The sequence below is a fragment of the Pseudomonadota bacterium genome (assembly GCA_023229365.1).
GTDB lineage: Bacteria > Myxococcota_A > Polyangia > JAAYKL01 > JAAYKL01 > JALNZK01.
In genome coordinates this window covers 1-14643 of record JALNZK010000062.1, presented here as the reverse complement: position 1 = coordinate 14643, position 14643 = coordinate 1, and the positions used below count along the sequence as shown (strand labels likewise).

General features: G+C 70.4%; 9 protein-coding genes. 7 read left to right on the top strand and 2 right to left on the bottom strand.

Features of this window, described 5'->3' with window-relative positions; translation table 11 throughout:
- Window positions 1-5: 5 nt before the first annotated feature.
- Window positions 6-476, bottom strand: a complete 471-nt coding sequence (locus M0R80_20240; protein MCK9461967.1) for a MarR family transcriptional regulator — start codon at window positions 474-476, stop codon at window positions 6-8.
- A 145-nt stretch (window positions 477-621) separates the two neighbouring features.
- On the opposite strand from M0R80_20240, the gene M0R80_20235 reads away from it, so the two are divergent.
- Both M0R80_20235 and M0R80_20230 read left to right on the top strand, forming a co-directional pair.
- Window positions 622-2154, top strand: coding sequence for a hypothetical protein (locus M0R80_20235; protein ID MCK9461966.1), 1533 nt, complete (start codon window positions 622-624; stop codon window positions 2152-2154).
- The gene (locus tag M0R80_20230) at window positions 2151-2825 is read left to right on the top strand and encodes a DsbA family protein (GenBank protein ID MCK9461965.1); all 675 of its coding nucleotides are present in this window, start codon (window positions 2151-2153) and stop codon (window positions 2823-2825) included. Before M0R80_20235 ends, M0R80_20230 begins: the two co-directional genes overlap by 4 nt.
- A 37-nt stretch (window positions 2826-2862) precedes the next feature.
- On the opposite strand, the gene M0R80_20225 is transcribed toward M0R80_20230, so the two are convergent.
- Window positions 2863-4485, bottom strand: coding sequence for a hypothetical protein (locus M0R80_20225; protein ID MCK9461964.1), 1623 nt, complete (start codon window positions 4483-4485; stop codon window positions 2863-2865).
- Between the two features lie 46 nt (window positions 4486-4531).
- Here M0R80_20225 and M0R80_20220 point away from each other — a divergent pair, with 46 nt between their 5' ends.
- The 5 genes from M0R80_20220 to M0R80_20200 all read left to right on the top strand — a co-directional run bounded on the left by M0R80_20220 (window position 4532) and on the right by M0R80_20200 (window position 14293).
- Window positions 4532-5461: an NDP-sugar synthase gene (locus tag M0R80_20220; GenBank protein ID MCK9461963.1), complete on the top strand. Its 930-nt coding sequence runs from the start codon at window positions 4532-4534 to the stop codon at window positions 5459-5461.
- Window positions 5462-5607: 146 nt separating this feature from the next.
- Entirely contained in the window at window positions 5608-7071 is a 1464-nt protein-coding gene (locus M0R80_20215; GenBank protein ID MCK9461962.1) for an aminoacyl-histidine dipeptidase, read from the top strand.
- Between the two features lie 186 nt (window positions 7072-7257).
- Window positions 7258-11238, top strand: coding sequence for a protein kinase (locus tag M0R80_20210; protein ID MCK9461961.1), 3981 nt, complete (start codon window positions 7258-7260; stop codon window positions 11236-11238).
- 131 nt (window positions 11239-11369) lie between these two features.
- A complete protein-coding gene (locus tag M0R80_20205) occupies window positions 11370-12323 on the top strand; it encodes a tetratricopeptide repeat protein (protein ID MCK9461960.1) in 954 nt (317 codons plus the stop codon).
- Complete coding sequence (locus M0R80_20200; protein ID MCK9461959.1) at window positions 12323-14293, top strand: hypothetical protein; 1971 nt, start codon at window positions 12323-12325, stop codon at window positions 14291-14293. Before M0R80_20205 ends, M0R80_20200 begins: the two co-directional genes overlap by 1 nt.
- Window positions 14294-14643: the final 350 nt, after the last annotated feature.

Here is a 14643-nt window from a genome sequence, read left to right as displayed (position 1 = left end):
GGTGGTCATCTCTCGGTGGTGGATGCGCGCGAGCACAACGCCGCGACGAGGCGCTTGAGGACGTTCTTCAGCTCGATGGCCAAGGCGGCATCCAGCTCCGACAGCGCGGCGGCGAAGCTGCCGGTCGAGGCGCGCTCGACGCGCTCGCGCAGGCGCCGCCCCGCCGGGGTCAGGCTGAGCACCTTCTGCCGGCGGTCGTCGTTCCCCTCCCGGCGGCTGACGAGCCCCTTGCGGACCATGCGATCGACGAGCCGGCTCACCGCGCCCGGCGTCAGCCGGAGCATCTCCGAGAGGCGGGACACGGTCTGGGGACCGTCCTGCAGCAGCCCGAGGATGATGATCTGGGGGAGGGTCAGGTCGGCCTCGTTGACGACGGCGACGATGTCGGACCCGGACGAGTGGCCGAACGACACCATCATCTCGTGGAGCAGCTCGTTCAGGTCGCGGGCCGTCCTGGCGTCGACTTTCTTGACCATGCGCGCCTCCTCGCGGTTCACCGGAGGAACATGTGTCAATGGTTGCAGTTTGTCAACCGTTGAATAGTGGCAATGAGTGCCCGGGAAAAGGAAGATCGTCTGCGATGACTTTTACTTGCGCGCGCTCCGTGTATAATTCCGCGCCATGAACGGTGAATCGACAAGGCGCCTCGCCTTCTGCGCGCTCCTCGCCGGGGCGGCGCTGTCCTCGGCGGGCTGCGAGGAGACGCTCGAGGCGTGCGCGCCGTGCGGCGTCCCGTCCGCGGGCGCGGTGAACGTCTCGGGGGATCCGCGGCTGGACGGCGAGATCGAGGCCGCGGTCCGGGCGTGGCAGTGGGGGCGGCGCGCCGAGGCCGGCTTTGACGCGAACGTGGACGCCCTGGCACACGCCGTCGGGTACGCGCACGCGGAGGGTCCCTCCGGGACGTTGCATGCGACCGCCGCCGACGTCGAGCAGATCGCGGCGCTGCTGCGGGCCGCCCTCTTCGAGCAGGTGGGCGTCGCCACCGTCATCGAGCTGGAGGCGCCGCGCTGCTTCGCGGACATGGGGCTCGCCCTCGAGCGGCAGATCTCGTGCGAGCTGTCGAGCGGCTGCTACGTGGGATCGGGTTGCGAGGAGGCGCTCGCCTCGTGCGCGGGGCTGTGCGTCGGGAGGTGCGCGACGGAGAGCGGCTCGGACGCGGAGGACGCGTGCGGCGGGTTCTGCTACCAGGAGGTCGACGCGGGCGCCGATCCGGAGGAGTGCCTCTCCCGCTGCGTCGGGACGTGCGCGGGCGGATCCGTCGGCCCTTGCGCGGGCCGGTGCCGCGGGACGTGCAGCGCCGGGTGCTCCTCGTACACGGCGGACGGGGCCTGCGACGGCGCGTGCCCGGGGAACTGCGACGGCACGTGCAGCTCCGCCGCGCCCTTCGACTGCGACGGCATCTGCTACGGCAGCTGCCGCGTCGAGGCGGACCCCGAGACCGGCTGCGCGGGAGTGTGCCGCGGCGACTGCGCGGGCGGGGTGTGCGACGGCGCGTGCCGCGGGCACGTGCGGCCCGAAGGGTGCGACATGCCGAGCCGGTGCTCGGGCGTGCTCGCCTGCCAGGAGGTCGCGAAGGATCTCGCGTGGGCGTACATGGCGTGCGAGCCCGCCACGGCTCGCGTCCACGTCGAGCTCGGCGCGGCGTTCACAGGCGACGCGGCGGCGCTCGTCGATCTCGCCGCGCTGCTCGAGCGCGCGCTCACCGCGTTCCAGGCCGACTTCGGGCGCCTCTCGCTGCTCGTCGACGGGGTGGATCCCGTGGGGGAGATCGAGCCGGAGGACCTCGTCGAGCCGGCGGACGCCGCGGCCAGGCCGTACGCGGTCACGGATCACGAGGATCTCGTCGCCGCCGGGGTTCCGGACGAGCGCGCCGGTCTTCCGCTCTTCGCGATGCGGGCGCGTGTGAGCTGGCTCGCCTCCGAGGCGACCGGAGGCGAGTACGAGATCGCGGCGGGCTCGATGTCGTGCATCCGGCCGGCGCTCGAGGAGGCGCTCGAGCTCCTCGACGGGTTGATCCCGATCGAGGAGCGGGACACGTCGGGCTCGGATCCCGCCGAGTGGCCCGAGCCGGTCATCGACAGGACGCGCGGGCTCTTCAGGGTCCTGGACGGCGCCGCGGTGCTGCTTGGCCTGGACGCGGAGGCCGGGAAATGAGCGGAGACACCCCGAAGGAGAGGCGCGGCGGCTCGCGCCTGCGGCGAGCGCTGATCGTCGCGGCGTGCGTGCTCTTCGTGGCCGCCGCCGTGATCTACTATTGGCTCTTCTCGTGGAGCTCGGGATACTTCGCCGCCGATAGGGGGAGGACCGCGGAGGGTTGGCCCTGGATCGGCGCCGCCGAGCCCGAGATCACCGTTCACGAGTACGTGGACTACGAATGCCCGCACTGTCCCGAGGCGCACCAGTGGCTGCGGCGGCAGCTCGTCCTCCACCAGGGCAGCGTCCGGCTCGTCCGCCACGACTACGCGCGCATGCAGTGCACGGCGGCGAGGCCCGGCCGCAAGCTCCGGAGCTGCGAGCTCGTGCGCGCCGGGCTCTGCGCGGCCGATCAGGGCGCGTTCTGGCGGTGGAACGACGCGGTGATGTCGAACCCGCGCCCGCTCACCGGCCCCGAGCGCGAGGCCTACTCGGCCGAGACCGCCCGGGCGCTCGGGCTGGACGTCGCGGCGTTCGAGGCGTGCCTCAGCGAACCGGGGACGATCGAGCGGGCCAAGGCGATCTGGTCCGAGGCGCGCCGCAAACGGGTCTCCGACACGCCGACCTACATCGTCGACGGCAAGCGGATGGACGCGGTCGAGCTGGCGGAGCTGCTCGACGAACGGCTGTAGGTACCGAACGTCTGCAAGGGCGGTTCGTGAACCGCCTCTACCGGTCGGCTGCGAACACGACGATCACGGGCGGTCCCGCGCCTTCGCCGATCGCGGTCGCTTCGACGTCGTAGTCGGCGTCCTCCTCCGCGCACCACGTGACCTCCGGCCCTTCGTCGTCGCCCGACCACTCGGTGGCGTGATCCCCCGCGCCGCGCTCCCGGGCGGCGAGGCGCGAGATCCGTCCGCCTGGCGAGAAGGCGATCGCGCCGTAGCACAGCCCGCCCTTCGAGCGCACCGAAGGGCCGGATCCGGCCGGCGCGAGGCCCACGCGGCCGAGCCGCGCCGCGGCTTCACGCGCGGCGAGCGGCGGCTCCTTTCCTCCGGCTTCGATCGCGATGTCGGGGAGCACGTGCTTCGCTACCCCCACCGGACCGCCGCCGCGGACCGCGATCAGGGTCGCCGAAGCCCGCACGTCGTCCCCGTGGCAGACCGCGATCCGCGAGTCGGGGCCGTCCGAGGGATCCGTGAGCTCGAGCGCCTGTTTCGCATCGGAGCGCCGTTCGAGGACGATCTGCAGATCGACGTCCGCCCCGGCGTCCTCGGCCGCGGCGACCAGCGCGTAGCAGCCGCTCGGTTCGGAGGGGAGCGGCACCTCCACGCGCCCACCGGCGCCTTCGATGACCGCCGTCGTCAACCGCTCGGCCGGTCCGTACCCGCGTCGCTCGACGACCGCGCCGGCGCTGCGGAGGGCGGCGTCCAGGGTACGGACGCGGACGGCCGGGCGGATCCTCGGCCCGTTGAGATCCGCGACGGCGTCCCGCGGAGCCGCGAACAGCCCGAGCCGCGCGTGGCCCGCTCCCTTCGAGACGTCGATCGACGCGCGGACCGTCGCGTCCTCCTCGGCGCACAGCTGCGCCCACGCGTGGTAGCGCTCCGCGAGGTCGGCCGAGAGCAGCTCCGCAAAGACGCTCACGCGCAGCTCGATCGCATCGACGCCGCCGCTCCCGAGCGCGACGAAGGAGTAGCATCGGCCCGCCCGGATCCCGAACGGGAACGATCGGTGCGCGGCCTCCGCCGAATCGAAATCGACGGGCTCGCCCTCGGGCTCGTACCCGTCGGCGCGCAGGAGGTTCTCGATTTCCGCCCAGGAGAGGCGCGGCGCCGGGTCGGCGTCGAACAGCGTTGCGAGCGGAGGCGGGGTCGCCGAGAGCGCTGCGCCGAAAACCGCGACGGCGGCCGTTCCGGAGCCGGCGACCGCGGTCGCGGTGATCGTGTACGGCGTGTCGGCGCGGGCCGCGAACGACACCGCGGCGCGCCGGGCCCTGGAGACGTCGGACGCGAGCTCCTCCCCGTCGCCCTCGGCCGTCACCGCGAGATCCATGGAGAGGGCGTCGGGCGCGCCTATCGCCACGGCGACGACGCGACCCGCACCGGGCGTGAGCTCGAGCGCGCAGCTCCCGCCCTCGGCGATCTCCGCGAAGACGCGCGCGGGAAGCGGCGCGTACCCGACCGCCGAGAGGGAGCGCTGGATCGCCGCCATCCTTCTCGCGAGGTCGGCCTTCTCGGAAGAGGTCTCCTCGGCCGCGCCCGAGGGCGGCGCCGCGACGTGCCCGCACGCCATCGCCAACGCGGCCACGGCGAGGAAGGTCGTCGTGCGCTTCGTTCGCTGCCTCGACACGCCGTGAAACGTACCAGGAAACGCGGAATGGCGTTAGAGTGCCCGCATGCGCGCCATGATCCTCGCCGCCGGCCTCGGAACGCGCCTGCGCCCGCTCACGGATCGAACGCCCAAGCCCGCCCTGCCGGTGGTCGACGTGCCCAACATCGTGCGCACGATCGCGCACCTCGCGAGAATCGGCATCACGGAGATCGTCGTCAACCTCCACCATCGTCCCGAGGTGATCCGCGCGCTCCTCGGCGACGGCGCCGCGCTCGGCGTCTCGATCGAGTACTCGGAGGAGCGGCCCGAGATCCTGGGCACCGGCGGCGGCATCCGGCGCGCGCGGGGCCTGCTCGGCGAGAGGACGTTCTGCGTCGTCAACGGGGACGCCCTGTTCGCGCCCGATCTCGAGGCCGCGGTTGACGCACACAGGTCGAGCGGCGCGATCGCGACCATGGTCGTGCGGCGCGATCCCGAGGCGGAGCGCCTCGGCGCGGTGGGGATCGACGGCGACGGCCGCGTGCGCCGCCTCGTCGACGTCGGGGCCGACAGGGGCGGTCTCGCGCTGCACATGTTCACGGGGGTGCACGTCCTCGAGCCGGAGATCTTCGCGCTGCTCCCGGAGAGCGGGTGCATCGTCCGCGGCGCCTACATGAAGCTCGTGCGCGACGGCGGACCGCTCGGCGCCTGCGTCGACCCCGGCGCGTTCGTCGATCTCGGCACCCCGCGCAGCTACCTCGACGCGAACGTCGGCCTCGCGTCCGGGAGGATCCGCCTCGAGGGCTACGGGCCGCCGGCGGCGGGCTTCCACGTCGGGGAGGGCGCGATCGTCGGGGAGGGCGCCGCGCTCCTCGGCGGCACGGTGGTCGAGCGGGGCGCGCGGGTCGGTGCCGGGGTGACGCTCGAACGCTGCCTCGTCCGGGCGGGCGCGGTCGCGGACGAGGGCGCGGCCGACACGATCTTCTGCGAGGGCAGCCTGCGGATCCGCGCCTGATCCGGGCGGCGCGACGCATCCATGTTCGAATGCGCACATTGCGTATAGTGCCGCGCACGCCGACATTGTATATTGGCGCCCGCGAAACGACCGCGCGACGGCGGTCGCCCCATACCGCGTTCTCGCGCCGAGCAAGGAGAGCCCAGATGTCATACTCCGTCGAAAACCTCGAGCCCAAGGCCGTCTGGAAGTACTTCGAGCGCATCCGCCGCATCCCGCACGGATCGCGAAACGAGGCCGCCCTCTCGGCGGCGGTCGTGCAGTGGGCCGAGGAGGCCGGCTGCCAGGCGAAGCGCGACGCGGTCGGCAACGTCGTCGTGCGCGTGAAGGCCTCGCCCGGCCGCGAGAAGGCGCCGGTCGTCGTGCTCCAGGGGCATCTCGACATGGTGTGCGAGAAGAACTCCGACAAGGTGTTCGACTTCGAGAAGGATCCGGTGTCGTTCGTCCGGGACGGCGACTGGCTCAAGGCCGACGGCACCACGCTCGGCGCGGACAACGGCATCGGCGTCGCGATCGCGCTGTCGCTCATGGAGGACAAGGCCGCGCAGCACGGGCCGCTCGAGCTCCTGTTCACGGTCGACGAGGAGACCGGGCTGAACGGGGCGAACGGGCTCGAGCCGGGCTTCGTCACGGGCAAGCTCTTCGCCAACCTCGACTCCGAGGAGGAGGGGGTGTTCTACGTCGGCTGCTCGGGCGGCCGCGACACGCACACGCGCCTCCCGATCTCCCGCGGCCCGCTCCCGAAGGGCCACGCGGCGTACCGCATCGACGTCAAGGGCCTGCGCGGCGGGCACTCCGGCCTCGACATCGTGCTGAACCGGGGCAACGCGATCCGGCTCGTCGCGAGGGCGATCCTCGCCGCCGCCGACGCGGCCCCGATCCGGCTCGTCGCGATCGAGGGCGGCGACAAGCACAACGCCATCCCGCGCGAGGCGTTCGCGCTCGTCGCGATCCCCGCCGAAGGGGCCGCCGCGTTCGAGAGCCGCTGCGCCGAGCTGCTCGCCGGGTTCCGCACCGAGTTCGCGTCCGCGGAGCCGGATCTCCAGCTCACCGCGACGCGCGAGGCCCAGGCGCCGGCCGAGGCGCTCACCGACGCCTCGACGATGGCCGCCGCCCGCCTGCTGCTCGCGTTGCCGCACGGCGTGCTCGCCATGTCGCGCGATCTTCCGGGGCTCGTCGAGACCTCCTCGAACGTCGCCCGCGTCCGGACGGAGAAGGACGCGCTGTCGATCCTGGCGAGTTCGAGGTCGTCGAACATGTCGGCGCTCGACGGCGTGGTTGCGCAGATCCGCTCCGTCGGCGCGCTCGCGGGCGCGGCCGTGGAGTCGAACAAGGGCTACCCGGGCTGGCAGCCGAACATGGCGTCGCCGCTCCTCGCGGTGGCGAAGAGCGCCTGGATCAAGGAGTTCGGCACGGAGCCCAAGTTCACGGCGATCCACGCCGGGCTCGAGTGCGGCATCATCGGGGAGAAGTACCCGGGCATCGACATGATCTCCTTCGGACCGACGATACGTTGGCCGCACTCTCCGGCCGAGTGCGTCTCGATTGAAACCGTGGGGAAGGTGACTCGGTTCTCCCGCGCGCTGCTCGACGCAGTGTCCGGGAAATAGGGGCTTTTCGCGGGGGGTGGGGAATTCTGTGCAGAAAATATTTGTTCAGGAGCACTTAACTGTTGCGGCGTTTGGCGGTTTGATCTTATTGAGCCGCCGTTGTTTAAAGAGGTACGAGAACGTGTCCAAGGGGCACGAATTCGGGGGGCGTTTGTCGGCGCGCCCGTGAGACGAAGGATCTGACCCGTGATTTTCGGCAAGTACCAGCTGCTCGAGCTGCTCGGACGCGGAGGCATGGCCGAGGTCTTCAAGGCCAAGTCGTACGGTGTCGAGGGGTTCGAAAAGCTGCTGGTCATCAAGCGCATCCTGCCGACGCTGACCGACAACGAGCGGTTCGTCGACATGTTCATCAACGAGGCCAAGATCGCGGTCTCCCTGAACCACGCCAACATCGTGCAGGTGTTCGATCTCGGCAAGGTCGGGGACTCGTACTACATCGCGATGGAGTACGTGCAGGGCCAGGACATGTCCACGTTCATCAAGCGCTGCGAGACCCTCGGCCGCAGCGTGCCCTTGGAGCTCGCCGCGTACATCGGCAGCGAGGTGGCCAAGGGGCTCGACTACGCGCACAGGCGGCGCGGGCAGAACCTCGAGCCGCTCAACATCATCCACCGCGACATCAGCCCCCACAACGTCCTGCTCTCGTACGAGGGCGAGGTGAAGATCACCGACTTCGGCATCGCCAAGGCCAAGACCACGCTCTCCGAGGAGGAGCCGGGCTCGGTGAAGGGCAAGTACGCCTACATGGCGCCGGAGCAGGCGCTCGCCAAGCCCCACGACAGGCGCGTCGACATCTTCGCGCTCGGCGTCGTGCTGTACGAGGCGATCACGTCGATCAACCCGTTCCGCGGCCTCAAGGCGGCCGAGGTGATCCACAAGATCCAGTCGCGGACGTACCCGCCCCTGAAGGACACGCCGTTCGGCCAGAACGCGCCGCAGGAGATCTGCGACATCGTGGCCAAGGCGATGGCGCCGAACCCGGCCGAGAGGTTCCGCGACGCCGGCGAGCTGTACGAGGCGCTGATCTCGTTCCTGTACACGATCGGGGCGCGGGTCGGCGCGCACTCCGTCGCCTCGTTCCTGCAGGAGACCCGCGTCACCGAGGAGGAGGAGAAGCGCTCCCGAGAGGGCGAGGCGGAGAACCTCGTGGCGGCGCTCGGCGGCGGCGCGACCGCGGCGACGAACACGTCGCAGGCCGGGCTCGAGCTGCCCGCGGAGATCACCTCGGTCCAGGTGCCGGCTCCGACGGCGGGCGAGCACACGACGACCACCACCGGGACGCGCAGCCTCGCTGCGGAGATGCGGGACGTGACCGTGGTCGCGGTCGAGATGATCGGCCCGACGCCCCCCAAGGACTCGGTGCGCAAGCTCGCCGAGGTCCTCGTCGAGGGCGGCGGCGTGGTGGTGGAGGAGCGCGGCGATCTCCTCGTCGCGCTGTACGGCGTTGACGTCGCGGACGGCCGCGACACGCAGGACGCGATCAACGCGGCGCTCAAGCTGCAGCGCATCCTGCCCACGGTGACCGAGGGGACTCCGGGGGCGAAGCTCCAGATCGGCATCGGCGTGCACCCGGACAAGATCGTCGTCGGCGGCGGCTCGAGGCCGCGCGAGGACGACGCCTACTTCAAGGCGCTCGCGGCTGGGCGGGAGCTCGCCAAGCGCGGCGTGGGCTGGGTGTGCACGTCGTCCGCGGGGCGCGATCTCGCGCAGGGCAGCTTCTTCTTCGAGGAGGTGACCACCGTCGCGGTCGGCGGGGTCGATCTCTCCGTGTTCAAGATCAGCGGGCGCAGGCCGGTCGCCGAGTCGTACGGCAGGCTGTTCGGCCGCCGCGACGAGCTGCGCCAGATAGGCGAGCTGCTCGCGTCGGTGAGCCGCGGCGCGGGACAGGTGCTCGCGCTGATAGGCGACGCCGGCACCGGCAAGACGCGCATCCTCCACGAGGTGCAGCGCCGCCTGCTCGCGGGCGGCCACGAGATCGGGTGGCACGAGGCGACCTGCGTCCCGTGGCGCAACGCGACGCCGTACTCCGCGGTCGCGTCGATGTTCCGCTCCATCCTCGCGCTGAGCGAGATCGAGCCCGAGGGCGAGCTCAAGCTCAAGCTCGAGCGCCTCCGCGAGCTCGGGCTCATCCCCGAGGAGGTCCAGGCGGTGTCGGTGCTGCTCGGCGCCTCCAAGGATCTCGCGACCGGCCCCGAGGAGCGCGGGCGACAGCTCAGGTCGTCGCTGATCCGCGCGGCGACGAGCCTCGCCGCGGACCGGCTCACGATCTTCTTCTGGGACGATCTACAGTACATCGACAAGGAGTCGCTCGAGATCCTGCACCACCTGTCGCGCTCCATCGGCCAGGTGTCGGTGATGATCGCGCTCGGCCTCAGGACCGGGTTCGCCCACGGGTGGGAGGGCGATCCGCAGTGCGCCGAGATCCAGCTCGGACCGCTGTCCGAGTCGGACTCGAAGCGGCTCGCGATCTCGCGCCTCGACGTGAAGAAGGCGCCGGACGACCTGCTCATGGACGTGGCGCTCAAGAGCGACGGCAACCCCCTGTACATCGAGGAGTACATCAAGACGCTCCTCGCGAACGGCGCGGTCGTCGTGGAGGGCGATCAGGTCACCTACAACCCGGACAGCGCGCTCGTCGACGTGCCGAAGACGCTGCGCGGGCTGGTCAGTGCCCGCGTGAAGCGGCTGCCCGCCGACCAGAAGGGGCTCCTGCAGCGCGCCGCGGTCATGGGGCAGCGGTTCAACGTGACGCTGCTCGGGCGCGTCACCGGCGTGCCGCTCGCGGATCTCAAGCCCATGCTGTTCGGGCTCAAGGAGATCGGCCTGCTCAACCGGATCTCGGCCAACGAGTTCTCGTTCGCGTCGGATCTGGTGCGCGACATCGTCTACCAGGGGATCGTGCTGTCCGATCGCCGGGAGATCCACATCTCGATCGCGGCCGCCATCGAGAGCACCTTCGCCGACCGGATCGACGAGTTCGTCGAGCGCCTCGCCGTGCACTACCGCGAGGGCGGCGACAGGAACAAGGCGGTCGACTACCTGATCCGCGCCGGCGAGAAGGTCGCCTCCGACTACTCCCACCGCTCGGCGCTCGACTACTACCTCAAGGCGCTCGACCTCTTGCACAACGTGCCGCACCCGGACACCAGGCGGATCCTGTCGCTGTACCTCCCGATAGGCGCGCTCGCGGTCAAGACGAACATGATCGCGATGGGCATCGAGAAGATGCGCCTCGCGGAGGAGCTCGCCGAAGAGCTCGGCGACAAGCGCTCGCTCGTCGAGATCCTGCGCATCACGGCCGAGCTGCAGGCCCGCTCGGACCACTTCGCGTCGCAGCAGTACTTCCAGCACGCGATCGAGCTGGCCGACGAGATCGGCGATCAGGGGCTGCGCGCCGAGGTCCGCGCGACCGCGGGCGAGGTGTACATCATCCTCGGCGACATGAAGAAGGCCGAGCTCTACTACCGCGAGGCGACCGACCTGTGGCCGCCGGAGGCGGATCCGAACCGGAAGGTCGTGAGCCTCTCGCAGCTCGCCAAGGCGCTCGGGAACTCGGGCAACCACGAGGGCGCGATCGCGGCGATCCAGGCGGCGGAGAGGCTCGTCAACCCGGGGCTCGCGCCCGAGACGCGCTGCATCTTCGAGCGCTGCCAGGCCCAGGTCTGGTACATGGCGCGCGACATCGAGCGATCCATCATGATCAGCCAGAAGGCGCTCGAGATCGCGAAGGAGTACGACCTCAAGGAGCAGATCGCGGCGAACGCGCACAACATCGGCGACGACTACGTGCAGCTCGGCGACTACCGCAAGGCGTTCTCCTACCTGCGTATGTCGCAGGAGGTCGCGCAGGAGATCGGGTACGACATCGTCGTCAACCTGAACAACATCTTCCTCGCGTTCATCGACGCGCTGAAGTTCGGCTCGAACGACGGGCTCACCCAGCTCGAGCACGCGCTCACGGTCGCGAACGAGCGCAACACCGTGTGGGAGCAGGTCCAGGTCCACTACTTCCTCGGCCGCATCCACTTCGAGCGCAAGAAGTACGACCTGGCCAAGGAGCACCTCGATCTGTCCGTCCGCATCGGCCGCGCCGCGGACAACCGGATCTACGACGCCCCGGCGAGCGATCTCCTCGAGCAGATCGCGGAGCTGGGCGAGGCGACCTGACCGCGCCGGCCTCTCCGGCCGGCCGGCAGATTTTCACGGACGGCACGAATCGAGCGGCAAAAACCTGGGCAGGCTCTCGCGGAACGGGTTATCCTCTCGCCTGGTCGGGCGACAGTGCACAGGAGGCCGAGATGAGACATGTGGCAAGGCTGACGGTGCTCACCGCCGCGCTCGTGTCCTTTGTCGCGAGCGCAGCGGCGGGCGAGGACCAGGCCCGCGCCCAGTTTGAGCAGGGGATCTCCCTGTACGAGGAGGGCAAGTTCGACCAGGCCGCGGTCGCCTTCCAGAGGGCCTACGAGCTCAAGCCGAGCTACAAGATCCTCTACAACATCGCCCAGGCGCAGAACCAGCTCGGCCACTACGCCGCCGCGCTCCAGGCCTACGTCAGCTACCTGGCCGAGGGGGCGGACGCCGTGACCGACGAGCGCGAGCGGGAGGTCAAGGCCGAGATCGCGCGGCTGAACCGGTTGGTCGGCATGCTCGTCATCGAGACCGACGTGGAGGAGGCGACGATCTTCGTCGACGGCCGTCGGGAGGGTTCGCTGCCCCTGGCCGGCCCGGTGATCGTCGATCTCGGAGAGCACGAGCTGGTGGCCAAGTGCAACGGCGCCGAGATCCATAGGGAGCGCGTCACGGTCGCCGGCGGCCAGCGCGTCGTGGTCAGGATCGAGGGCGCCGCGCCGGGCGACGTCGATCCCGATCGCGTCGAGCCCGGCCCCCCGCCGGGCTCGCCACCCGCGACCGAGGGCGGCGGGAGGATCTGGACCTGGGTCCTCCTCGGCTCGGGCGCGGCGATCGCCATCGCCGGCGGGGTCGTCGGCGGGGTCTCCATGGCGCGCGAGAAGAGCCTGCTCGACAGCTGCGTCGACGGCCACTGTCCCCCCTCCGAGCGCGAGGAGGGCGACTCGATCAAGAGGCTGAGCCTGACCGCCGACGTCCTGTACGGCGTGGGCGCCGCCTGCCTCGTCACAGGGATCATCCTGTTCTTCGTCGAGCCCGACGAGGAACCCGAGCCCGCGATCGCCGTGACCGCCATGGAGGTGGCGGGCGGCGGTTTCGGCCTGACGCTCGACGCGAGGTTCTGATGATGCGAATCGCGATGATCACCGCCTTCACGATCGCGTGCGGCTGCAGCCTGCTCAGCGACGTCGACGGGCTCGAGTACGATCTGGATCCCGGCGGGGACGCCGACTCGGATACGGACACCGACTCGGACACGGACACCGACACGGATACGGATACGGATACGGACACCGATACGGACACCGACACCGGCACCTGCGGCGACGGCACCCAGGACACGGACGAGGAGTGCGACGACGACGACACCGATCCGGGGGACGGCTGCTCCTCCGACTGCGAGCTGGAGTATTGCGGCGACGGGCTCACGGGTGACAACTTCGCGGTGACCGACGGCTTCGAAAGCGGCTGGGCCTCCCCGCGGCTGGACTGGCAGATCGACCCCGACACCTGGTACCGGTTCGAGGTCGACGCCACGACGGCCCACGGCGGCACGCACTCCCTGCGGGCCAACAACGTCGGCGCGGCGACGACCACGGCCGAGATCGGCATCGAGCAGTACACCGACGGCGAGATCTGCTTCTGGTGGGCCGGCCACTCCGAGCCGACCTTCGACGTCTTCCGGTTCGCGATCGACGGCACCCCCGAGCTCGAGGTCAGCGGCGAGCACACCGTCTGGACCGAGCAGTGCAACGAGGTCTCGGCGGGCATCCACACGTTCGTCTGGAGCTACCAGAAGGACGGCTCCGCCGACCAAGGGTGGGACACGTACCACGTGGACGACGTCCGGATATCGGGCCTGGTCACGGAGGAGTGCGACGACACGAACGACGAGGCGTGGGACGGCTGCCACGACTGCACCGTGGCCGAGCTGCAGTTGAACACCGAGAACGCGGCCGGGCAGATGAACTTCGACGTGGCGCTGGCGGACGACGGCACCGCGACCGCGGTCTGGGCCAGCTGGGACCAGGACTATTCGAGCACCAGCGGGATCTACGGCCAGCGCTTCGGCGCCGACGGCGCGCCGGACGGCGCCGAGTTCCTGGTCAATACGACCACCTGGTCCGATCAGTCGCGCCCGGCCATCGCCGCGGCCGCCGACGGGCGCTTCGTCGTGGTCTGGCAGAGCTACGATCAGGACGGCGACTCGTCCGGGGTCTACGCGCAGCGCTACGACGCCACCGGCTACCCGATGGGCGGCGAGATCCAGGCCAACGTGACGACCGCGAGCTCCCAGGACTCCGCCGACGTGGCCATGGACGACGACGGCGACTTCGTCGTGGCCTGGGCCGACGGCGGCGCGCTGGACGGCAGCGGCTGGGGCGTCTTCGGCCGGAGGTTCTGGGCCGACGGAACGCCCGTCGCGGGCGAGTTCCAGGTCAACGCGTTCACGACCGACTCCCAGGACTACCCGAGCGTGGCCATGGCGGGCGACGGGCGCTTCGTCGTGGTGTGGGTGAGCTACGGACAGGACGGCGACCAGGGCGGGACCTACGGCCAGCTCTACGATCAGAACGGCGCTCCGGTCGGGGGCGAGATCCAGGTCAACGAGAGCACCTCCGGGAACCAGGCGTACCCCCAGGTCGCCATGGACAACGACGGCGAGTTCGTCGTCGTCTGGCAGAGCTACAACGGCTGGGACGACAACGTCTTCGGCCGGCGGTACTGGGCCGACGGCTCGTCGGCCGGCGGCGAGTTCCAGGTCAACTCGTACACCGACGACGGGCAGTACGATCCCGCGGTCGCCTCGGACGCGGGCGGCGCGTTCGTCGTGACCTGGTACAGCTGGGGGCAGGACGGGAGCAACGGCGGCGTCTTCGCCCAGCGTTACAGCTCCTCGGGCACGGCCGTGGGCCTCGAGCAACCTGTCAACGTGCAGACCATGTACGAACAGAGCCAGCCGGCCGCGGCGATGTCCGCCGACGGGCGCTTCGTGATCGCCTGGGACAGCTGGAGCCAGGACGGCGACGGGTCGGGGGGCTTCATGCAGCGCTTCACCGCTGGCGGAGTGCCCCTCGGCGCGGCGGCCTGGTAGGGGGCCGGGTCGAACGTCGCCGGGGAGGTCCTCGTGATGTCGAGCGACAGCGGTCCTCGTGATGTCGAGCGACAGCGCTGGAAGGTCGATGGCGCGGATCATCGCGACGGGTCTGCTCGCTGCGTGCGGCGAAGGCGGCCCCCTGGGCAGCGCTATTAGAGATACCAGTTCTCTTTCCGAAAGCATCTGTCATCGGTTGAAATGTTCCGGTCTCGCGGTTGTGGAATCCAGATCTCCTGACCTGGGGTGAAGGCTAAATGTCCGGTGGATCGTTGGCCGGAGGTTCTGGCGCGGGTCTCGGACCCGGGAAGGCGAAGCTCGATGGCGGCAGGGGGAGCACGTCGAAGAGG

What these genes read in the sequence shown, in the direction of transcription:
- M0R80_20240 (MCK9461967.1), bottom strand. Translation starts at nt 476, where the DNA reads ATGGTCAAGAAAGTCGACGCCAGGACGGCCCGCGACCTGAACGAGCTG.
- M0R80_20235 (MCK9461966.1), top strand. Translation starts at nt 622, where the DNA reads ATGAACGGTGAATCGACAAGGCGCCTCGCCTTCTGCGCGCTCCTCGCC.
- M0R80_20230 (MCK9461965.1), top strand. Translation starts at nt 2,151, where the DNA reads ATGAGCGGAGACACCCCGAAGGAGAGGCGCGGCGGCTCGCGCCTGCGG.
- M0R80_20220 (MCK9461963.1), top strand. Translation starts at nt 4,532, where the DNA reads ATGCGCGCCATGATCCTCGCCGCCGGCCTCGGAACGCGCCTGCGCCCG.
- M0R80_20215 (MCK9461962.1), top strand. Translation starts at nt 5,608, where the DNA reads ATGTCATACTCCGTCGAAAACCTCGAGCCCAAGGCCGTCTGGAAGTAC.
- M0R80_20205 (MCK9461960.1), top strand. Translation starts at nt 11,370, where the DNA reads ATGAGACATGTGGCAAGGCTGACGGTGCTCACCGCCGCGCTCGTGTCC.
- M0R80_20200 (MCK9461959.1), top strand. Translation starts at nt 12,323, where the DNA reads ATGATGCGAATCGCGATGATCACCGCCTTCACGATCGCGTGCGGCTGC.